16 protein-coding genes and 4 tRNA genes are annotated in these 21889 nt (G+C 61.9%); 7 read left to right on the forward strand and 13 right to left on the reverse strand.

Annotated elements, in window-relative coordinates:
- Positions 1-65 precede the first annotated feature (65 nt).
- Together M2400_RS29005 and M2400_RS29010 are read left to right on the forward strand one after the other, a co-directional pair.
- Positions 66-1220: a TDT family transporter gene (locus M2400_RS29005; RefSeq protein WP_177078251.1), complete on the forward strand. Its 1155-nt coding sequence runs from the start codon at positions 66-68 to the stop codon at positions 1218-1220.
- 83 nt (positions 1221-1303) lie between these two features.
- Positions 1304-3178 carry an MFS transporter gene (locus M2400_RS29010; protein WP_177078253.1) on the forward strand — a complete coding sequence of 625 codons (1875 nt, stop codon included), beginning with the start codon at positions 1304-1306 and terminating at the stop codon, positions 3176-3178.
- 109 nt (positions 3179-3287) lie between these two features.
- Here M2400_RS29010 and sugE read toward each other — a convergent pair whose 3' ends face one another.
- From sugE to rdgC, 3 genes are all read right to left on the reverse strand, one after another.
- A complete protein-coding gene (sugE, locus tag M2400_RS29015) occupies positions 3288-3602 on the reverse strand; it encodes a quaternary ammonium compound efflux SMR transporter SugE (RefSeq protein WP_010166396.1) in 315 nt (104 codons plus the stop codon).
- A 105-nt stretch (positions 3603-3707) separates the two neighbouring features.
- Positions 3708-4673 (reverse strand): bile acid:sodium symporter family protein, encoded by a 966-nt coding sequence (locus tag M2400_RS29020; RefSeq protein WP_259200950.1) that lies wholly within the window; start codon positions 4671-4673, stop codon positions 3708-3710.
- A 162-nt stretch (positions 4674-4835) separates the two neighbouring features.
- Complete coding sequence (gene rdgC, locus M2400_RS29025) at positions 4836-5756, reverse strand: recombination-associated protein RdgC (protein ID WP_008430455.1); 921 nt, start codon at positions 5754-5756, stop codon at positions 4836-4838.
- A gap of 161 nt (positions 5757-5917) precedes the next feature.
- Between rdgC and M2400_RS29030 the strand changes: the two genes are divergently transcribed.
- Positions 5918-5993: transfer RNA gene (locus tag M2400_RS29030), tRNA-Val, on the forward strand.
- Positions 5994-6012: 19 nt separating this feature from the next.
- Positions 6013-6089, forward strand: a tRNA-Asp gene (locus tag M2400_RS29035).
- A gap of 146 nt (positions 6090-6235) precedes the next feature.
- Here the strand turns inward: M2400_RS29035 and M2400_RS29040 are convergent.
- From M2400_RS29040 to M2400_RS29050, 3 genes are all read right to left on the reverse strand, one after another.
- On the reverse strand, positions 6236-8641 hold the full coding sequence (locus tag M2400_RS29040; protein WP_259200954.1) for a TonB-dependent siderophore receptor: 2406 nt from the start codon (positions 8639-8641) through the stop codon (positions 6236-6238).
- A 77-nt stretch (positions 8642-8718) separates the two neighbouring features.
- Positions 8719-9699: a FecR family protein gene (locus M2400_RS29045; RefSeq protein WP_259200956.1), complete on the reverse strand. Its 981-nt coding sequence runs from the start codon at positions 9697-9699 to the stop codon at positions 8719-8721.
- Positions 9700-9706: 7 nt separating this feature from the next.
- On the reverse strand, positions 9707-10225 hold the full coding sequence (locus tag M2400_RS29050) for a sigma-70 family RNA polymerase sigma factor (RefSeq protein WP_177048512.1): 519 nt from the start codon (positions 10223-10225) through the stop codon (positions 9707-9709).
- A gap of 201 nt (positions 10226-10426) precedes the next feature.
- Here M2400_RS29050 and M2400_RS29055 point away from each other — a divergent pair.
- Positions 10427-10502 (forward strand) — tRNA-Val (locus M2400_RS29055).
- 20 nt (positions 10503-10522) lie between these two features.
- Positions 10523-10599: transfer RNA gene (locus tag M2400_RS29060), tRNA-Asp, on the forward strand.
- A 79-nt stretch (positions 10600-10678) separates the two neighbouring features.
- Here M2400_RS29060 and M2400_RS29065 read toward each other — a convergent pair.
- On the reverse strand, positions 10679-12193 hold the full coding sequence (locus M2400_RS29065) for an MFS transporter (RefSeq protein WP_259200959.1): 1515 nt from the start codon (positions 12191-12193) through the stop codon (positions 10679-10681).
- A gap of 104 nt (positions 12194-12297) precedes the next feature.
- Between M2400_RS29065 and M2400_RS29070 the strand changes: the two genes are divergently transcribed.
- The gene (locus M2400_RS29070) at positions 12298-13221 is read left to right on the forward strand and encodes a LysR family transcriptional regulator (protein ID WP_259200961.1); all 924 of its coding nucleotides are present in this window, start codon (positions 12298-12300) and stop codon (positions 13219-13221) included.
- On the opposite strand, the gene M2400_RS29075 is transcribed toward M2400_RS29070, so the two are convergent.
- The 6 genes from M2400_RS29075 to kdpF all read right to left on the reverse strand — a co-directional run bounded on the left by M2400_RS29075 (position 13181) and on the right by kdpF (position 21318).
- The gene (locus M2400_RS29075) at positions 13181-13873 is read right to left on the reverse strand and encodes a response regulator (protein ID WP_177048495.1); all 693 of its coding nucleotides are present in this window, start codon (positions 13871-13873) and stop codon (positions 13181-13183) included. The genes M2400_RS29070 and M2400_RS29075 overlap by 41 nt on opposite strands.
- Positions 13870-16521 carry a sensor histidine kinase KdpD gene (locus tag M2400_RS29080; protein ID WP_259200963.1) on the reverse strand — a complete coding sequence of 884 codons (2652 nt, stop codon included), beginning with the start codon at positions 16519-16521 and terminating at the stop codon, positions 13870-13872. Before M2400_RS29080 ends, M2400_RS29075 begins: the two co-directional genes overlap by 4 nt.
- Positions 16522-16651: 130 nt before the next feature.
- Positions 16652-18724 carry a potassium-transporting ATPase subunit KdpB gene (kdpB, locus tag M2400_RS29085; RefSeq protein WP_177048490.1) on the reverse strand — a complete coding sequence of 691 codons (2073 nt, stop codon included), beginning with the start codon at positions 18722-18724 and terminating at the stop codon, positions 16652-16654.
- Positions 18725-18735: 11 nt separating this feature from the next.
- A complete protein-coding gene (gene kdpC, locus M2400_RS29090) occupies positions 18736-19395 on the reverse strand; it encodes a K(+)-transporting ATPase subunit C (protein WP_259200967.1) in 660 nt (219 codons plus the stop codon).
- 10 nt (positions 19396-19405) lie between these two features.
- A complete protein-coding gene (gene kdpA / locus M2400_RS29095; RefSeq protein WP_177048485.1) occupies positions 19406-21112 on the reverse strand; it encodes a potassium-transporting ATPase subunit KdpA in 1707 nt (568 codons plus the stop codon).
- 107 nt (positions 21113-21219) lie between these two features.
- Complete coding sequence (gene kdpF, locus M2400_RS29100) at positions 21220-21318, reverse strand: K(+)-transporting ATPase subunit F (protein WP_003219423.1); 99 nt, start codon at positions 21316-21318, stop codon at positions 21220-21222.
- Positions 21319-21889: the final 571 nt, after the last annotated feature.

The following is a 21889-nucleotide window of genomic DNA, read 5'->3' on the forward strand; positions in this document are numbered from 1 at the left end:
GTTATATAGATATTCGATTCGGTTCTACCATGGTCTCAACCTCATGCGAGGAAGAGGAATTCACCATGACTTGCCCGAATACGCTTCACAGCCGCTTGAAACCTTTCAGTCACCTGACCCGTCCCCGGGAAGTGATTCGCCAGTTCACCCCCAACTGGTTCGCCGCCACCATGGGCACCGGGGTGCTGGCGTTGGCGCTGGCGCAATTGCCGGTCAACGTGCCGGGCTTGCATGCCGTGGCCGAAGGGCTGTGGCTGTTTACCATCGGCCTGTTTGTGTTGTTCAGCGTGCTGTATGCGGCGCGCTGGGTGATGTTCTTCCACGAGGCCCGGCGCATTTTCGGGCACTCCACGGTGTCGATGTTCTTCGGCACCATCCCTATGGGCCTGGCGACCATCATCAATGGCTTCCTGCTGTTCGGTCTCCCACGTTGGGGCGCTGGCGTGGTGCACCTGGCCGAAGTGCTGTGGTGGCTGGACGTGGCGATGGCACTGGCTTGCGGAGTGTTGATCCCGTTCATGATGTTCACCCGCCAGGAACACAGCATCGACCAGATGACTGCCGTGTGGCTGTTGCCGGTGGTGGCTGCCGAAGTTGCAGCCGCCAGCGGTGGCCTGCTGGCGCCGCACCTGGCCGACGCTCATTCGCAACTGGTGATGCTGGTGACCAGCTACGTGTTGTGGGCGTTTTCGCTGCCGGTGGCGTTCAGCATCCTGACCATCCTGATGCTGCGCATGGCCCTGCATAAACTGCCCCACGCCAATATGGCCGCGTCGAGCTGGCTGGCGCTCGGCCCTATCGGCACCGGCGCCCTGGGCATGCTGGTGCTGGGCGGTGATGCGCCGGCCATCTTTGCGGCGAACGGTTTGCCCGGCGTCGGTGAAATGGCCAATGGTATTGGTCTGATCGCCGGCATAACCCTGTGGGGCTTCGGCTTGTGGTGGATGTTGATCGCGGTGCTGATCACCGTGCGTTACCTGCGGGCCGGCATTCCGTTCAACCTCGGCTGGTGGGGATTTACCTTCCCGTTGGGCGTGTACTCGCTGGCCACGCTGAAGCTGGCGAGCACCCTGCACCTGAATTTTTTCAGCATCGCAGGCTGTGGGTTGGTGGCGGCGCTGGCGCTGATGTGGTTGATCGTGGCCAAGCGCACTGTGCAGGGCGCCTATAAAGGCGAGCTTTTTGTATCGCCCTGCATTGCAGGACTAGCGAATAAGTAATCGGGATTAGGTAAAGTCGTGGCCTGACTTTCTATAACAGCCTAAAGGCAATAACAGTCTCAGGCCACGCAGGAACACGGACGATGAGCCACCCCTCGCAATTCACTTTGCTGCGCAAACGGCGCTTCCTGCCGTTCTTCATTACCCAGTCCCTCGGGGCGTTCAACGACAATATCTTCAAGCAGTCGTTGATCCTGGCGATTCTCTACAAGTTGACCATCGAGGGCGACCGCTCGATCTGGGTCAACCTGTGCGCCTTGCTGTTTATCCTGCCGTTCTTCCTGTTCTCGGCCCTGGCCGGGCAATTTGGCGAGAAATTCAACAAGGACGCGCTCATCCGGGTGATCAAGATCGGCGAGATCGTGATCATGTCGGTGGGCGCGGTGGGCTTCATGTTCAACCACCTGGAACTGATGCTGCTGGCGCTGTTTGCCATGGGCACGCATTCGGCCCTGTTCGGGCCGGTGAAGTACTCGATCATGCCCCAGGCGCTCCATGAGGATGAGTTGGTGGGCGGCAACGGCCTGGTGGAAATGGGCACGTTCCTCGCGATCCTGGCCGGCACCATCGGCGCCGGGATCATGATGTCCTCCACCCATTACGCGCCGGTGGTCTCGACGGCCATCGTGGGGATTGCGGTGCTGGGCTACCTGGCCAGCCGCAGCATTCCGCGGGCGGCGGCTTCCAGCCCCGAGATGCGCCTGAACTGGAATATCTTCAGCCAGTCCTGGGCTACCTTGAAGCTGGGCCTGGGGCAGACGCCGGCAGTGTCGCGCTCGATTGTCGGCAACTCGTGGTTCTGGTTTGTCGGCGCGATCTACCTGACGCAAATCCCGGCCTACGCCAAGGAGTGGATGTACGGCGATGAGACCGTGGTGACGCTGATCCTCACGGTGTTTTCGGTGGGCATCGCCCTGGGCTCGATGCTGTGCGAGAAGTTGTCCGGGCGTAAGGTGGAAATCGGCCTGGTGCCGTTCGGCTCTTTTGGCCTGACCGTGTTCGGGCTGTTGCTGTGGTGGCATTCCGGCGGCTTCCCGCAGAACGTCCAGGCCAACGACTGGATCGCGGTGCTGAGCTACGGCCAGGCGTGGTGGGTGTTGTTCGATATCCTCGGCCTCGGCGTATTCGGCGGCTTCTATATCGTGCCGTTGTACGCGCTGATCCAATCGCGTACTGCCGAGAACGAGCGGGCGCGGGTGATCGCGGCCAACAATATTCTCAACGCGCTGTTCATGGTGGTCTCGGCGATTGTGTCGATCCTGCTGCTGAGCGTGGCCAAGCTGTCGATCCCAGAGCTGTTCCTGGTGGTGTCGCTGCTGAACATCGCGGTCAACGCCTACATCTTCAAGATCGTGCCCGAGTTCACCATGCGTTTCATGATCTGGCTGCTGGGCCACTCCATGTACCGCGTCGAGCATAAAAACCTTGAGCTGATTCCGGACGAGGGCGCGGCGCTGCTGGTGTGTAATCACGTGTCGTTTGTCGATGCGCTGCTGATTGCCGGTTCGGTGCGTCGGCCGATTCGCTTTGTCATGTACTACAAGATCTACCGCCTGCCGGTGTTGAACTTCATTTTCCGTACCGCCGGGGCGGTGCCGATTGCCGGGCGGCATGAGGATATCCAGATCTACGAAAAGGCCTTCCAGCGGATTGCCCAGTATTTGAAAGACGGCGAGTTGGTGTGCATCTTCCCGGAAGGCAAGTTGACCTCTGATGGCGAGATGAACGAGTTCCGGAGCGGGGTGACGCGGATTCTTGAAGAGACGCCGGTGCCGGTGATTCCGATGGCGTTGCAGGGGTTGTGGGGGAGTTTCTTCAGTCGTGACCCGAACAAGGGTTTCTTTCACCGCATCTGGTCACGGGTGACGCTGGTGGCCGGCGCGCCGGTGACGGTGGAGGCGGCGACGCCCGAGGCGTTGCATGGGGTGGTGGGGAAGTTGCGTGGGAGTGTCAGGTAGTTTTTTGTTGGATTCCCTGGCCCCATCGCAGGCAAGCCAGCTCCCACATTTTGATGTGTGAACACATTCCAACTGTGGGAGCGGGCTTGCCCGCGATAGCGCGAGTGGCCTAAGCGCTGATCTTCAGCCCAATCAGCCCGCAAATGATCAACGCCACACTGGCCAGCCGAAACAGTGCCATGGATTCCCCAAACAGGATAATCCCGGCAATCACCGTGCCCACTGCACCGACACCGGTCCAGATGGCATAGGCGGTGCCCAGCGGCAACTCCTTCATGGCCAGCCCCAGCAGGCCAAGGCTGATGGCCATGGCGGCAATGGTCAGGGCCGTGGGCAGTGGCTTGCTGAAACCGTCGGTGTATTTCAGTCCGACGGCCCAACCGACTTCAAACAGTCCGGCAAAAAACAGAATGATCCAGGACATGATGACCTCCCTTGCAAGGTGGGGTCGTCCCCTGATTAATCGCTTGATGGCGTCGCGAGGTCGTCCCCGCGAAGGTCGCTAGAGTGCCGAATATTGATCAGGTGATCAAGTTTCGGACTTGTGCGCCAACTGTTCGCGGTCTTCCTTTTCGCTCATCCGCCGGAAGTACGTCGACAGCAACGCCCCGGAAATATTGTGCCAGACGCTGAACAGCGCACTCGGCACTGCGGCCAGTGGCGAGAAGTGCGCGCTCGCCAAGGCAGCGCCCAGGCCGGAGTTCTGCATGCCCACTTCCAGCGAGAGGGATTTGCGTTGCGCCAGGGGCAGCCCGAACACGCGGCCGGTGAAGTAGCCCAGCAGGAAACCAAAGCTGTTGTGCAGGATCACCACCGCCATGATCAGCAGGCCCGACTCGGCAATCTTTGCCTGGCTGGCGGCCACTACCGCGGCAACGATCGCCACGATGCTGACCACCGACACCAACGGCAATACCTCCACCGCATGCCGCACTCGGGCGCCCAGCAGTCGCTGCGCCGCCACGCCAAGCACGATCGGCAGCAACACCACTTGCAGGATCGACCAGAACAACTCCATGAACGACACCGGCAACCAGGCCGAAGCCAGCAGCCAGATCAGCGCGGGCGTCAGCAGTGGGGCGAGGAGGGTGGTGACGGCGGCGATCGCCACCGACAGCGCCAGGTCGCCCCGGGCCAGCCAGGTCATGACGTTGGAGGACGTGCCGCTTGGGCAGCAGCCGACGAGGATCACGCCGACGGCAATTTCCGGCGGCAGGTGGAAGACCTGGCATAGCAGCCAGGCAACGCCAGGCATGATCACGAAATGCGCGACCACACCCAATGCCACGCGCCACGGGTGGCGCGCGACTTCAGCGAAATCTTCAAGTTTGAGGGTCAGCCCCATGCCGAACATCACCAGGCCCAACAGCGGCACGATGGCGCCCTTGAGGCCGATGAACCAGGCCGGTTGCAGGAACGCGAGCACGGCAAAAATCAGCACCCAGTAGGCGAAGGTATTGCCGACGAAACGGCTCAAGGCGGCGAGTGCGCGCATGGGGAGGGTCCTTGTTATTAGAATGCTGGAAGTGCTAACCCGATCAACTGTGGGAGCTGGCTTGCCTGCGATAGCATCACCTGGTTTCTCCTGATAAACCGAGGTGCCCGCATCGCAGGCAAGCCAGCTCCCACATTGACTGTGTCCACATTAGGCTGGTGTTTAGATGCCCTGTGGGGTCTCTTCACCGCCCAAGGCTTCCACCAACGCGGGCAGGAAGTCGCCGAACGTCAGCATCATCAGGGTAAAGCTGGCGTCTTGCTGGCCCAGGGCTTCGTCGCCGCCGTCCTGTTCAGCCTGATCCTGCAGCAGGTCTTCGAACTTCAGGCGCTTGACGGTCATTTTGTCGTCCAGCATGAAGGACAGCTTGTCCTGCCAGGCCAGGGACAATTGGGTCACGACTTTGCCGGTGGTCAGGTGCAGCTGGATCTCTTCGCCGGTCAGGTCCTGGCGCTTGCAGCGCACGATGCCGCCGTCTTCGTGGGTGTCACGCAGTTCGCACTCGTCGAGCACGAAGAAGTCATCGGCCGGCTTCTGGGTGGTGACCCAGTCGGTCATGATGGCGGTTGGCGCGGTTTTCACGGTCAGCGGACGTACCGGCAGGGTGCCGATCACTTCACGCAGGGTGGACAGCAGGTCTTCGGCACGTTTCGGGCTGGCCGAGTTCACCAGGATCAGGCCCTGTTTCGGCGCGATGGCGGCGAAGGTCGACGAGCGACGGATAAACGCGCGCGGCAGGAAAGCCTGGATGATTTCATCCTTGATCTGGTCGCGTTCCTTTTTGTAGACCTTGCGCATTTGCTCGGCTTCGATCTCTTCGACCTTTTCCTTCACCGCGTCACGCACCACGCTACCCGGCAGGATACGTTCTTCCTTGCGCGCCGCGATCAGCAGGAAATCACCGCTGACGTGCACCAGGGGCGCGTCTTCGCCTTTACCGAAAGGGGCGACGAAACCGTAAGTGGTCAACTCCTGGCTTGCACAAGGGCGCGCCAGTTTGGTGGCCAGTGCAGTTTCCAACGCCTCGGCATCAACAGGCAGATCTTGGGTCAGGCGATAGATAAGCAGGTTTTTGAACCACATGGGGTGAGTCTCTCCTTATATACAAAGGGGGGCATTATTCTCCTCATGGCGCCATAGGCCAACCCTCGCTAAGCCATTGGAAGGCCTGAAAAAAATTATTTAAGAAAGTGCTTGCCAGACCCTGGGTCGCTCCGTAGAATGCGCGCCACACCGAAAGTGAAGGGTGATTAGCTCAGCTGGGAGAGCATCTGCCTTACAAGCAGAGGGTCGGCGGTTCGATCCCGTCATCACCCACCATTCGCTTCTAGTGTTACGCGCAGCGGTAGTTCAGTCGGTTAGAATACCGGCCTGTCACGCCGGGGGTCGCGGGTTCGAGTCCCGTCCGCTGCGCCATATTCGGTCACCTGGAACGCTGAACGCCAGGTACCACGGAAAGCCCGCTCATCGAGCGGGCTTTTTGCTGTCTGGGGTTTGTAAAAAGCCTTGGCCATGAAACGCCCCCGATCACGTGCAGTGATCGGGGGCGTTTTTTATTGGGTTCAGAAATCCCAGCGGGTGGTAACCATCACATTGCGCGGGTCGCCGTAGTAGGCCGAGGTGTAGAAGCCGATATTGGTGTAGTACACCTTATCGAACAGGTTGTTGACGTTGAGGGTCGCTGAGAGGTTTTCAGTGACTTGGTAGCGTGCCATCAGATCCACCAGCCAGTACGGGTCTTGAGTGAATTTCTCGGACGCCTGTTTGCCGCTGTTGTAGAGAGTCTGCCAGCCAGCGCTTTGCCAGCGTGCGCCCCCGCCGAGGGTGAGTTTGTCCAGGCTGCCTTTGAGTTTGTAGCTGGTGTAGAAGCTGATCTGGTCTTGCGGCTCCCACGTGGAGACTTTCTCGCCTTCGGCATCACGTGCGATTTTGTGGGTATAGCCCGCCTGCAGCTGCCAGCCGGGTTTAAGTTCTCCGGAGATTTCCGCTTCGTAGCCTTTGGTCTTGGTCTCGGTGCCTACATAAGCTCGGTCGTTTCCCGGAATCGAGTTGAAGAGTGTGTCGGCCAGCGGGCGATTTTTTTCATGCACCTCGAAATAGGCGAGGCTGGTGTTCAGGCGCCCGCCGAAGAACTCGCCTTTGATACCCAGTTCATAGTTCTTGCCCTCATTGGGGTCAAGCATCTTGCCTGTACGGTCGGTGTACTCGGTATGGGGCTGGAAGATCTCGGTGTAGCTGGCGTAGGTGGAGAAGTTGTCGTTGAGGTCATACACCAGGCCGGCATAGGGCACAACCTTGCCGCTCTCCTGGCTCTCTCGGGTGCCTGTGACTTGGTAGTTGGCGACCCTGCCTCCCAGCAACAGGTGCAGTTCGTCCATCAGGCTGAAGCGTCCCGTGATGTACGACCCCGTCTGGCGGGTGGTCAGATCATTGATCTTGGTGGGTTGGTTCCACAGCGGCTCAATCGCTTCACCATGCCACTGGTAAAAGTCATAGGAGTTATCAAAATAGGTCGCTCTGCCATAGTCCTTGCCTTTCCATTTGGAGATGGACAGTGACTGGCCCACCACCAGTTGGTGTTCGCGGCCTAACAATTCGAATGGCCCCGAAGCGTAGACATCCAGGCTATCGGCGGTGGTTTCGCCGGTGTACTTTTGCGCCCAGATCGAACTCTCGGTTGCGCTGTCCTGGGAAATGTAGCCCAAGGGCGAGTCATAGCCGTTGACCTGATGGTGGTACTGGCCTTTGGTCACCCAGCCATTGTCGAAGGTGTGTTCGAGGGTGGCGAACGCCGTGCGGCTGTACTGTGCCCAGGAGCTCCATTTCGGGCCGTTATTGAATGAGCGCGGCAGGTTAAGGCGGTTACCCATGGGGTCGAAGACGGTACGCGAGCCCGTCCAGCTGGAGCCTTTTGGATCACTGTCCTGATAGTCTGCGCCCAGCGTCAGGAGGGTATCTTCGTCCAGGTCTACTTCAAGAATGCCGTAGTAAACGCCGGTCTTGCGTGAATAGTGGTCGAGGAAAGATTTTTTGTCCTGGTAGGCCGCTACTGCCCGGCCGCGCACGTTTCCGGTTTCGGTCAGCGGACCACTGACGTCAACCTGTGTGCGGTAGTTGTCCCAGGTCCCGGCGCCGAGTTCGATGTTGCCCTGGAAGTCGGCGGTAGGCTTCTTGCGAATCAGGTTGATGGTGCCGCCGGCGCCGCCCGCACCGGTGAGCAGGCCGGTAGCTCCCTTGAGCACTTCGACGCGGTCATAAATGGCCATGTCGGTCAGGGTCTGGCCTGCCGAGTACTGGGTGTCACGTAGGGTCGGGATGCCATCGTATTGAAAGTTGACGATGGAGAAACCGCGGGAATAGTAGTTGGTCCGCTCGGAGTCATAGGTCGATACGGTAATGCCGGGTGTGTGGCGCATCACATCGTCGATGGCCGTCAGGCCGAAATCGTCCATCACCTGGCGGGTCACTACCGAGATCGATTGCGGTGTTTCCCGTGGCGTCAGCACCAGGCGGGTGGCGGTGGCGATGGTACCTGGGGTGTAGGAACCGGTGCCCTCCGTAACCGTGCCGAGTTGGTTGGCGCTGACTTGAGTGGTGCCCAGTTCCATGGCGCCAGTGGCCGCAGGAATGGCTTCCACTGCATACACCTGGTCGCCTTTGATCGCCCGGTAGCCGCTGCCCTGAAGCAACCTGTCGAACCCTGCGTCCACGCTGTAAGTGCCTTTCAGCCCAGGCCCGTTCAGCCCTTCCAGGTTGTGGGACTGGAACACAATCGCCACGCCTGCCTGCTGGGCAAACCGATTGAGGGTGGCGCCGAGCGGCCCGGCGGGGATGTCGTAGGCGTGTGCCGCAACGTTTACCGTGTCGGCCTGGGCCAGGTGGATATCCAGCAACGTCGTCGCGAGCAATGTAAGGGTCAGCGGTGCGCAACTCAGCAGGCGTCTGCGAGGGTGGGAAGGGGCGGGCATGGTGAAGGCAGTCCTTTAGTTGTCGATATACCTTCCTTGACGGGCAACCCGAAAAAAAGCGGAAGCAATGCGAATAATTATTTTTTGCTCTCGGCACTCGGGCTGACGATCATCAGCCACGGCGTAAAGGTTTTGAGTGTGATCGGCAGGGTTTGGGCCAGCATCTGCAAGGTGCGGTCGGTGTCGTCCAGAGGCAGTACGGCGGAGACCTTGAGGTTCGCCAGTGCGGCCCGATCAAACTGCAAGCGCCCCGAACGGTGACGGGCGATCTCATCCAGCACTTCCGGCAGCGGCCGGTTATCCACCACCAGTTGGTGGCGATGCCAGGCGTCATTGACGCTCGCCGTATCGACGCTGCCCGAGAGGCGCACTGCATCCTTGCTGACCCGCGCCTGTGAGCCCGCGTCCACTTCCAGGGTCTGCTGGCCATTCGCACTTTGGGCGGCAACGCGGGATTCGAGCATGCTCAATACGGTGACATCACCCTCGCGCTTCACCACAAACCGTGTGCCCAGCGCGCGCAAGGTGCCTTGGGCGGTCTGCACCACAAATGGCCGCTCGCGATCATGAGCCACCTCCACCAGGATCTCGCCTTGCAGCAACTCGATGCGCCGCTGCCGGCTGTCGAAGTGCAGGTTTGCCGCACTGATGCCGTTCAACTTCAGCGTGGAACCGTCTGCCAGGCGCAGGGTTTTCCATTCGCCGGGGCCGTTGTGCACATCGGCCATCCACTGTTGTGGGTAAGGGCTATAGAGCAGCGCCGCGGCGGGAAGGGCCAGGCTGCAAGCCAATACCAGTGCGCGGCCGTAGTGCTTGCGGGTTTTGCCGTGCCGTGGAAACGCCGCATTCAAGGCCGCCCGCGCCGGGGCTTTTTGCCCGCGCAGGGCCTGCATCCGCGCAACCACGTCTTCCATGCGTGCCGCTGAGGCCGCGTGTTGCGGGCCTTGCTGCTTCCAGCGTTCGAACGCCTGGCGCTGGGCCTCGGTCAATTCGCCTTCGTGCAGGCGAATCATCCATTCGGCGGCCTGTTCGTCGATCTGTTGGCGGGAATCAGTCATGCGCGGCTCAGATGTCCACGCTGTGGCTGCAATGCAGCAGGGCCTGGATCAGGTATTTGCGCACCGTACGCTCCGACAGTTTCAGTTGGCGGGCGATTTGTTGCTGGGTCAGGTCTTCGAGGTAATACAGCACAAACGCCTGACGCATGTTGTCGTGCATGCCTTCAAGAATGAAGGCGATGTGCTCAAGGGCTTCCAGGGTGGCGTGGAGCCGTTCAGGCGACTGAAACCCTTCCAGGGTCTCCACCGTCAGCATCAGTTCCTGAAGGTAGGCGTTCTCAATCTGCTTGCGCCGGGCCTGGTCGATGATCAGCCGCCGGGCAGTGGTGCTCAAATAGGCCCGGGGCTCGCGAATGCCGGTCACCGATTCGCGCGTGTGCAGAATCCGCGCGAAGGTATCCTGCGCTACGTCGGCGGCGTTGTGGGTACAGCCCAGTTTTCGGCGCAACCAAGTGAACAGCCAGCTGTGATGCTCGCTGTACAACTCGGTAATCTCCCGTTGGAACGGCGGTTCACCCACAGACATAAGGCGCGACCCAGGTGTTATTGAGAATAATTGTTAATTGTGGGGCCAAGGCTTGGGCAAACGCAATAGACTCGCGTTTGCACCCAAAGCACCGGTTTTGCGGGGTGCGCGCAGTCACAGGCAAAATATTTTAAATAAATTGCATTTAAATCATGACATTACGAAAAATTGCTATAGAATGCGCCCCACACCGAAAGTGAAGGGTGATTAGCTCAGCTGGGAGAGCATCTGCCTTACAAGCAGAGGGTCGGCGGTTCGATCCCGTCATCACCCACCATTCGCTTCTTAGTGTTACGCGCAGCGGTAGTTCAGTCGGTTAGAATACCGGCCTGTCACGCCGGGGGTCGCGGGTTCGAGTCCCGTCCGCTGCGCCATATTCAGGTCACCTGGAATGCTGAACGCCAGGTACCACGCAAAGCCCGCTCATCGAGCGGGCTTTTTTGTGCCCGGGATTCAGCTCAACGACTGAACCCCCGGCTCGGTTTGCACTGTCGCCATGCTGTTTCGCCCCATGAAGACCAGAACCACCATCGCCGTCAGCACGGTGAGTCCCGCGAGCAGTTGCAGCAAGGTGTTGAACCCCGCGATGTAGGCGCTGCGCAGTGCTTCCAGCGGGATGACCGCCGAGGCCAGTTGCACGTTACCCATGACCAAGCCTTGGGCAATCACTGAAACGTCGACCCCCGCGCGACCCTTCAGGTGATGCGCCACCAATGCCCCCAACACCGCCATCGTAATCGCCAGCGCCACGCCTTCACTGGCAACGCGCGTCGTATTGAAAATCCCCGCCGCCATTCCCGCGCGCTCTTTCGGCACCACGCTGATCGCCAGGCCATCCATCAAGCCCCACGGCAGCCCGGTGCCGATCCCGATCACCAGCATCGCAGCGACGGTTTGCCCGGGCTGCTCAGCCAGGCTCAACCCCCACAGGCCCGCCGCCGCGATCAGCAGGCCAATGGCACACAACACACCGGCCGACAGCCAGCGTGTCAGCGAAGCCGCAATCATCGGCACCACCAGCATCGGTGCCGACAGCGCCAGCATCATCAGGCCCGCCTCCAGCGCGCTGGTGCCTTCCACACCAATAAACCGCAGGGGCAGCAACACGATCAGCACGATGTAGCAGTAGCAGGTGCCGATTGGCAGGAGTTGCACGCCAAGAAAACGCGGGAAGCGAAATAGCCGCAGGTCCAGCATCGGCTGGCTTGAGCGGTTTTCGACGACGATAAACACCAGCAAAAACACTGCCGCCGCCACCAGCAGCGAATCAACCAGCGGCGACGCCCAGCCATGCTCCGGGGCCAGGATCACCGCCGTGGTCAGGGCCACCAGCATCGCCGAAAACGTCAGCACGCCAGGAGTGTCCAGGCGCGATGCTTGCGGGTCACGGCTTTCGCGCATTTTCGGCGCGGCAAACAGCAGCGAGAGGCCGGCGAGCAGGGCGGTGCCGAGGAAAATCGCGCGCCAGCCCCAGTGTTCGATCAGCAACCCCGAGAGCAACGGCCCAAACGCCAGGCCGGCGCCGAACGTCGTGCCCAACAGGCTGAAGGCGCGGGTGCGGGCGTGGCCGTCAAACTCCTGGGCGAGGGCGGCGCAGCCACTGGCCAATGCGGTGGCCGCTGCCACGCCCTGTACCCCGCGCAATACATCCAGCCAGAAAATGCCCGGCGCCGCTGCCAGCAGCAGGGAGACCACAGCAAACAGCGCCATGCCCCACAGGAACAGACGCTTTCTCCCATAAAGATCGGCGAGGGTGCCGGCGGCCATCAACAGGCTGCCGAAACTCAGCATGAACGCGTTGGTGATCCACGCCAGTTGGCTTGGCTGGGCCGCAAAGGCCTGGCCGATAAAGGGCGTGGCGACGGCACCGCCGGTGAAGCTCATGGGCAATACCAGGGCCGCCAGGCAAATCGCCGCGAGGATGGAATAGCGGCCATGGTCGGGCGCGGATTCGGTTGCAGTGTTCATGGGGCATTCCCGCAGGTCTGAAGATTTAAAGACTCTAATCAGGATGCAATCGTGGATAAACGGGCTTACATTCCGTTCATAACGGACTTGATGGATGCAATCACGTGACCGATAACCTGAGCGGTGTGCTCGCCTTCGTAAAAACGGCAGAAGCCTTGAGCTTCACCGGCGCGGCCCGGGCGATGGGGATTTCCGCTTCGGCGGTGGGCAAGAATGTCGCCAAGCTTGAGGCGTCGCTGAATGTGCGGCTGTTGCACCGCAGTACGCGCAAGGTCAGCCTCACCGCCGAAGGCCAGTTGTTCTACGAACGCTGTCGGAAAATTCTCGACGACCTGCAAGACGCCCGCGCCATGCTTTCACATGCGATGCAGGCACCCCGAGGCAAGCTGCGGGTCAGCCTGCCCACCATTGGCTATCGGTTCCTTTTTCCGCACATGGTGGCGTTCCGCAAAGCCTACCCGGAGATCGAGCTGGAGCTGGATTTCAACGATCACCTGGTGGACGTCATCGAGGAGGGCTTCGACGTGGTCATCCGCAGCGGCGGCCTGGCGGATTCGACCTTGATGGCCCGCAAGCTCGGGCCGTTCAGGTTCGTGTTGTGTGCGTCGCCCGAGTACCTGCGCGCCAACGGTCGGCCGCAATCCCTGAGCGACCTGGAGCACCACCCGTGTTTGCGTTACCGCTTCGCCACCACCGGAAAAATCATGGACTGGACCTTGTCCGCCAACCCGGCCATCACCCAATTGCGCCTGCCCACCGCCCTGACCTTGAACAATATGGAGGCCATGCTCAGGGCTGCAATGGATGGCCATGGCATTGCCTACGTGCCGGACTTCCTGGCCCGCGAGGCCCTCGCCCAGGGCCAACTGGAAACCGTGCTCGACGGCCACTCCGACGACCAGGGCCAGTTCTGGGCCCTGTGGCCGTCCAGCCGGCACCTGTCACCGAAAATACGCGTATTTGTCGACTTCGCCGCCGCGCATCTGTTCACAACCCCACCAGCCGGTAGCCCACCTGCAACTCGGTAATGAAGTACTGCGGCTGGGCCGGGTCCGCCTCCAGCTTCTGCCGCAGATGCGCCATATGCACCCGCAGATAGTGGGCGCGGTCCACGTAATCCAGGCCCCACACTTCCAGCAATAATTGGCGATGGGTCAGCACCCGGCTCTGGCCGCGGATCATCGCGCACAGCAGGCGGTATTCGATAGGCGTCAGGTGCACCGGTTGGCCCTGGCGCCACACTTCATGGGTCGCCAGGTCCACTTCAATCTCGCCAAACGCCACCTTGCTGGTGGCCGCCACCGTACCGGTTTGCCCGTGTCGACGCAGTTGCGCACGGATGCGCGCGAGCAACTCGGGCACGCCGAAGGGTTTGGTCAGGTAGTCGTCGGCGCCGGCGTCCAGGGCGGCGACTTTTTCTTCTTCGCGATCCCGTGCCGACAGCACCAGGATCGGCACCGCCAGCCAACCCCGCAGCTCACTGATCAACTGCTTGCCGTCGCCATCCGGCAGGCCGAGGTCGACAATCACAAGGTCCGGCTGGCGGCTGGAGGCATGGATCAACGCGCGCTTGACGCTGTCGGCCTCGAACACCTGGAAGCCCTCATCCTGCAGGGCGATGCCGACAAAGCGGCGGATATTGGCCTCGTCTTCAACAATCAGAATGCGTGCAGTGCTCATAGCGCGTCCATTGAGGGCGGGGTGCCCGCCGGTAAAGTGATGACGAAATGCATGCCGCGCTCGCGGCCAGGCTTGGCTTCGATGCGCCCGCCGTGGGCTTCTACGATGCGTTTGGCCAGGGCCAGCCCCAGGCCGATCCCGGCGACGGCGGATTCCTGCTGGCCACGGGCAAACGGCTCGAACAGATTGGCCGGCGCGCTGCCCGGGCCGGTGTCGCAGACTTCCAGGAGGATGCTGTCCGACACGGCACTGGCGGCCACGGTGATAAGCGTGCCGGCCGGGGTGTACTTGGCAGCGTTGTCCAGCAGGTTGACCAGCACCCGTTCGATCAGCAGCGCGTCGACGTCCACCAGTGGCAACTGCGGGTCCAGCGTGGCATGCAGCACATGTCGGGCCAGTGGTTCGCGCAATTGGCGCAGGGCGCTGCCGACGATCTCTTCCAGGGAATGCCATTGCCGGTTGAGCCGCACGCCACGCTCTTGCATGCGGGCCATGTCCAGCAGGTTTTCGATCAGGCGTTGCATTGAGGTCGCCTGCTCGTGAATGCCGTGCAGCAACTCGGTCAGCGGCCCTGGCGGCGCATGGGGCAGGGCGGTGTCGGCAGCGCCGATCAGGGTGGTCAGCGGTGTGCGCAGGTCGTGGGAAATCGCCGCGAGCAGGGTGTTGCGCATCTTCTCGCCTTCCATCTGCACCAGCGTGCTTTGCGCCACTTCGACGAAGTGCACACGCTCCAGGGCAATCGCCAACTGGCTCATGCAGGCCTCCAGCAGGCGGCGTTCTTCGGGCTCGTTCAAGCGTTCGCTTTGCGCCAGTTCCAGCACCAGCACGCCGCGCACGCGCATCGGTGCCTTGAGCGGCAGGTAGCAGCCCTTGGCGGCGGATAACGTGTCGGTGCCCTGGCCGGCGGACTGGCCGTGGTCGTAGGTCCATTGGGCGATGCTGTCGTCGATCGGCAGCCCGCCCGCGCCCACGCTGTGCACACCATCGGCGGCGTCCGGCAAGGCCAGGCCGACCCGCGCCTCGAACACGCCGCTGAAGGTGCGCAGCGCCACTTCGCTGATCTGCTCCACGGTCAGCGCCGCCGACAGGTCCCGGGCCAGCCGTGCCAGTGAGGTGGCGCGGCGCTCCCGGGCGGCGGCGGTGCGGGCTTCGTGGCGCAGGCGGGCGGTGAGTTGCCCGGTGATCAGGGCGATGCCGAGCATCAGCGCGAAGGTGAAGAAATACTGGGTGTCATTGACCGTAAATGAGTAGCGTGGCTGGACGAAAAAGAAGTCGAAACACAGCACCGCCAGCATTGCCGCCCAGACGCCGGGGCCGCGTCCAAAGCGCAGGGCCACCAGCACCACCGTGAGCAGGAACAGCATCACCACGTTGGCCAGCTCGAACACTTGCAGCAGCAGCGAGGCGATGGCGCTGGCGGTGAAACAGGCGAGGGTGGCCCAGATATAGGCCAGGGTTCGGCCAGGTGCGGGCGCGGTTTTTTCAATGACGGGAGCCGTGCCCGGCAACACGCCATGGGCGATCACGATCTGGTCGATCTGTGGATGGTGCCGGCTGATCCGGTCGCCCACCGACTGATGCCAGAACCGCCACGCCCGGCGCGGGTGATGGCCGAGCACCAGGCGATTGGCGTTGTGTTCCCGGGCACACGCGGCCAGCGCTTCAGCGACGTCCATGCCCGGCAATGTTGCGGTGTCGGCGCCGAATTCGGCGGCCAGGGCCAGAGTTTTCATCGCGGTGAGGTAACGCTTGGCGCCGCGACCTTGGGCTGCAGCGACGTGCACTACGATCCAGTCCGCCTCAAGCTTTTGCGCCAGGCGCGCTGCTTCGCGCACCAGGCGCTCATCCCCGGCGTCACCGGCCACGCCCACCAGCAACCGCTCGCGGGCGGGCCACAGGGTCTTGATCGACTGTTCGCGACGGTACACGCGCATTTGTGTGTCGACCCGGTCGGCGGTACGGCGCAGGGCCAGTTCCCGCAGAGCCAGCAGGTTACCCTTGCGGAAAAAGTGCCGCGACGCGCGCTCGGCCTGGGGGCCCAGGTACACCTTGCCGTCCTTCAAACGTTGCAGCAGGTCATCCGGCGGCAGGTCGACCACCACCACTTCGTGGGCGTTGTCGAACACGTGGTCGGGTACAGTTTCCCGCACCCGAATGCCAATGATCCCACTCACCAGATCGTTAAGGCTTTCCAGGTGCTGGACGTTGAGGGTGGTCCACACATCGATGCCGGCACTGAGCAGTTCTTCCACGTCTTGCCAGCGTTTCGGGTGGCGCGAGCCGGGCACGTTGCTGTGGGCCAGTTCATCCACCAGCAGCACGGCGGGATGGCGTTGCAGGGCGGCGTCGAGGTCGAATTCGGTGAGGGCAAAGTCGCGGTGCAGGCGCTGGGCGCGGGGCAATTGTTCGAGGCCGTCGAGCAGGTCGGCGGTTTCCTGGCGGCCGTGGGTTTCCACCACGCCGGCGAGTACGTCGCGGCCGAGGCTGGTTTCCCGTTGCGCTGCGTCGAGCATGGCGCAGGTCTTGCCCACGCCGGCGTTGGAGCCGAAGTAGATACGCAATTTGCCGCGCAAGGCGGCCTGTTCTTCCTGCTGGACCCGGGCGAGGAGGGCGTCGGGGTCGGGGCGTACTTCATTTAATGCGGGCATGTCATTCCTCAAATGGACTGTAGGAGCGAGCTTGCTCGCGAAAAACAGGAGAGCGCCGTTGGGTGTCAGGTTTCCCGCGTTATCGTTGACGCCCTTCGCGAGCAAGCTCGCTCCTACAGTGGATCGGGTGCTACACGAGGCCCAGCCCGGTCAGTACCATGTCAATCAGCTTGATCCCGGCAAACGGCACCAGCACCCCGCCCAGGCCATAGATCAGCAGGTTGCGATTGAGCAGCGCCGCCGCGCCAATCGCGCGGTAGGTCACGCCGCGCAGTGCCAGCGGAATCAGCGCAACAATGATCAGCGCGTTGAAAATCACTGCGCTGAGAATCGCCGAGTTGGGGCTGGTCAGGTGCATCACGTTCAGCGCGCCGAGTTGCGGGTACGTCGCGACAAACGCCGCCGGGATGATCGCGAAGTACTTCGCCACGTCATTCGCCACGCTGAAGGTGGTGAGCGCGCCGCGGGTCATCAGCATCTGTTTGCCGACCTCGACCACCTCGATCAACTTGGTCGGGTTGCTGTCGAGGTCGACCATGTTGCCGGCCTCTTTCGCCGCCTGGGTGCCGCTGTTCATCGCCACCGCCACGTCGGCCTGGGCCAGCGCCGGTGCGTCGTTGGTGCCGTCGCCGGTCATGGCCACGAGCTTGCCCTGGGCCTGGTAGTCGCGGATCAGTTGCAGCTTGTCTTCCGGGCGCGCCTCGGCGAGGAAGTCATCCACGCCGGCTTCCACCGCAATCGCGGCGGCGGTCAGCCGGTTGTCGCCGGTGATCATCACGGTCTTGATGCCCATGCGCCGCAGTTCGGCAAAACGCTCCTTGATGCCGCCCTTGACCACGTCCTTGAGCTCCACCACGCCCAGGGCTTTTGCACCGTCGGACACCACCAGCGGGGTGCTGCCGCGGCGCGATACTTCGTCGACCTTGGCCTGCAGGGCTGCCGGAAAACTCCCGCCCAACGCTTCGATATGACTGCGGATGGCATCTGCGGCGCCCTTGCGGATGCCTCGGCCTTCGGGCAGGTCGACGCCACTCATGCGGGTCTGTGCGGTGAAGTGCACAAAGCTTGCGCCCAGGGCGTTGATGTCCCGCGCGCGGATGTCGAATTTCTGCTTGGCCAACACCACGATGCTGCGGCCTTCCGGGGTTTCGTCGGCCAGGGAGGCCAGTTGCGCGGCGTCGGCCAACTCGGCTTCCTTGATGCCCGGTGCAGGCAGGAAGCTGCTGGCCTGGCGATTGCCCAGGGTGATGGTGCCGGTCTTGTCCAGCAGCAACACGTCGATGTCACCCGCCGCCTCCACCGCTCGGCCCGAGGTGGCGATCACATTGGCCGACATCATCCGGCTCATGCCCGCCACGCCGATGGCCGAGAGCAGGCCGCCGATGGTGGTGGGGATCAGGCACACCAACAGCGCCACCAGCACCGTGGCGCTGACCACGCTGCCGCTGCCGCTCATGGCCACGGCGAAGATCGAGTACGGGCTCAGGGTGGCGATCACCAGGAGGAACAACAGGGTCAGGCCCACCAGCAAAATCGTCAGGGCGACTTCGTTGGGCGTCTTCTGGCGCTTGGCGGATTCGACCATGGAGATCATGCGGTCGAGGAACGATTCGCCCGGGTTGACGCTGATGCGCACCACCAGCCAATCCGACAGCACGCGGGTGCCGCCGGTGACTGAGGAAAAGTCGCCACCGGCTTCACGAATCACCGGCGCCGATTCGCCGGTGATTGCGCTTTCATCCACCGAGGCCACGCCTTCGATCACCACGCCGTCCAGCGGCACCAGGTCGCCGGCTTCGATCAGCACCACCTGGTCCTTGCGCAGCAGCGTTGCCTCGGTGGGCAGCCAGGCCGCGCCGTGCTTGGGTTGTTGCAGCAGCTTGGCCAGGGTCTGGCGTTTCATCCCCCGCAGGCTGGCGGCCTGGGCCCGGCTGCGTCCCTCGGCCAGGGCTTCGGCGAAGTTGGCGAACAGCACGGTGAACCACAGCCACAAGCAGATGCTGAGGATAAACCCGCTGGGCGCTTCACCCTGGCCACCGAGGGACTGGAACCACAGCAGCGTGGTGAGCAGGCTGCCCAGGTACACCACGAACATCACCGGGTTTTTCCACTGCGCCTGGGGCAGCAGTTTCTTGAACGCATCGGCGCAGGCAGTGAGCACGATGGCGCGGTCAAACAGAGGTAAACGAGCATTCTTGATCATGGGGGAATCTCTTACTCACTGGCCGCAATAGGGGGCTGACGCAGAGGCAGGCGAGCGTCCAGCGCGAGGTTGAGTTGCAGCACATTGACCCGTGGTTCGCCGAGCAAACCGAGGGTGCGGCTGGCGGTGTTTTCGTTCACCAGTTGCAGCAGTTCGGCTTCCGGGATCTGCCGCAGGCGGGCGACCCGGGCCAGCTGGATGCGCGCGTTGGCCACCGAGATATGCGGGTCCAGGCCGGAGGCGGAGGCGGTGACCGCATCCACCGGTACCTGGGCGTCGGCGGCGAGACCGTTGTCCTGGCGATACGCTTTGACTCGGGCCGCGACCTGATCCACCAGTTTCTGGCTGGTAGGGCCCAGGTTGCTGGCGCCGCTTGAGCCTGCGTTGTACGGCTGCGACACGCTTTTGCTTGGGTCTTGCGGGTCGGCGCCGAGGGTCATGCTCGGGCGGCCATGGAAGTAGCCGGGCTGGTTGAAATCCTGGCCGATCAACGCTGAGCCGATTACCAGCCCGTCACGTTCAATCAGCGAACCCTGGGCCTGGAACGGGAACAGCAACTGCGCAGCCAAGGTGGTGAAGGCCGGATACGCGAGGCCGGTCAGCGCCATGAAAAACACCGCCGAAACCAGCACCGGGCGCAACAGCCCTTTGAATATCGATTGAGTCGTCATCAACGTGTCCTTAGTTGTACGTCTGGCCGGACAGCAACTGCAGTTGCTCCACCAGCGGGCCGAGCGCGAGCGCCGGCAGGAAAGTCAGGCCGCCTACTACCAGCACCACAAACACCACCAGCACCATGAACAGCGGGGTTGCGGTGGGAATGGTGCCGGCACCGGCAGGCACGGTCTTTTTCATCGCCAGGGAACCGGCCACGGCCAGCATCGGCAGCATGGTGAAGAAGCGCCCGATCAACATCGCGAGGCCAATGGTGGTGTTGAAAAACGGCGTGTTGGCGTTCAACCCGGCGAACGCCGAACCGTTGTTGGCGGTGCCCGAGGTGTAGGCGTAGAGCACCTCGCTGAAACCGTGCGGGCCGAGGTTGTTGAGGCTGGCCATGGTGTCGGGCCACAGGGCGGCGAGGGCGGTGAAACCGAGGATGCTGATGGGGTGCGCGAGCACCGAGAGCATCACCAGTTTCATCTCCCGGGCCTCGATCTTCTTGCCGAGGAATTCCGGGCTGCGGCCGATCATCATGCCCACCAGGAACACCGTCAGCAGCGCGTACTGGATCAGGTTGATAAAGCCCACGCCGTCGCCGCCGAACACGCAGTTGAGCATCATCTGCGCCAGGGGCACGAAGCCGCCCATGGGGGTCAATGAGTCGTGCATCGCATTGACCGAGCCGGTGGTGGCAGCCGTTGTGGTGGCGATAAACAGGCTGCTGTCGGCGATGCCGAAACGCAGCTCCTTGCCCTCCATGTTGCCGCCGCTTTGCTCGATGGACAGCGTCTGGTTGGCACCGGCCTGGGTCAGCAGCGGGTTGCCGTTTTGCTCGGCGCCATACACCAGCGCGAGGAAGCCTAAGAACATCACCAGGAACGTGCCGAAAAACACCCAGCCCTGACGGCGTTGCAGCAGCATGCTGCCAAAGGTGTAAGTCAGCGCCGACGGGATCAGCAACATGCTGAGGATGTGCAGCGCGTTGGTCAGCGGTGTCGGGTTCTCGAACGGGTGCGCGGCGTTCATGCTGAAGAAGCCGCCGCCGTTGGTGCCGATATGCTTGATCGATTCAAAGCTTGCCACGGCGCCGACAATCAACTGCTGTTGTGCGCCTTCAAGCGTTGTCGCCAGGGCTTGTGAAGCGAAGGTTTGCGGCATGCCTTGCCACACATAGACCAGCGCCATGCCCACGCACAGTGGAAGCATCACGCGGTACAGGGTGCGGGTGAAGTCGACCCAGAAGTTGCCTATATCCGCCGAGCTTGAGCGGCTCAGGCCACGGATAAAACCGGCGGCCGCGACCACGCCCGAGGTGGCGCCGACGAACATCAGGAAGGTGATCACCGCCATCTGGCTGAAGTTCGACAGGCTGGTTTCGCCCGAGTACGCCTGCCAGTTGGTGTTGGTAATAAAGGACGCGGCGGTGTTGAACGCCAGGTCCGGGGTTTGCGCGGCCAGCCCGAGGGGGTTGATCGGCATCACCGCCTGCAAACGCAGGATGAGGTAGCCGAGCAGCATCATCGCCGCGTTCGACAGCAGCAGGGCGGAGCCGTAGCGGGCCCAGCCCATGGTTTCGTGCGGGTCAATGCCCAGCAGGCGATAGGTACAGCGTTCCGGCAGGGCATGGCGGGTCCCGGTAAAGACCCGGGTCAGCCACTTGCCCATCAGCGCGGCGAGCCCGGTCATCAAGGCCAGGACCAGCGCAAATTCCAGCAAAGTGCTTAGCATGTCGAGGCTCCGTTCAAATCTTGCCCATGGCGACAATGGCCATGGCTGTCGCGGTGAAAAACACCAGGGAGAGGGCGATAAAAATCACGTCTAACATGGCGGGCTCCCTAGAACTTTTCGGCGCGGATGAGGGCGTAGCCCAGATAAGCGAACAGCCCGACGGCGCATAAGCCGCTGGCGATATAGATGAACTTGAGTGTGAGCACGGTGGAACTCCCCTGATTAATAAGCCGCGATTGCGGACGCGGGGAGGTTAAGAGGTTGGGTATCAAGTTCGGGCACTGATTGCCGGTGCGGGTATTAAGACGGTGTATAGATGGATTTGTGGTGGGCGAACGAAAACAAGGGATAGCCCGGGGGTGGGGTATCCCTTGAAAGTCTGGGGTTCTGCTGCTTTTGATGATCAGCTTATTTGGCTTTCTTTTTCTTTGATTCGCGGGTGGCGAGTTTTTCGAAGCAAAAGGCGGCGGCGCCGAACAGGGCGATCATTGAGAGGACGATCATGCCTAAAGTTGAACTTTCCACGATGACTTCCTGCGGGGGTGATTGGTGTGAAGTTCACAGTAGTTTAGGGGGGATTAGTTGCTCAATAGAGACGACGTAAACGTTATGGCTTGGGTTGAATCTATACGGAATCTTTACGTGGCTGTTGTGTGTATATCCGTTTTTTAGGTAACGGCTACTTATGGTTTCGCTCTTACAGCGACTCACTTTGGAAAAGCCCCAAAGTAAGCAAAGGGCTCTGCCCCGCCTGTCGGCACCTCGCTTAGGCTCGGT

The organism is Pseudomonas sp. BIGb0558, from assembly GCF_024807515.1.
Lineage (GTDB): Bacteria > Pseudomonadota > Gammaproteobacteria > Pseudomonadales > Pseudomonadaceae > Aquipseudomonas > Aquipseudomonas yamanorum_A.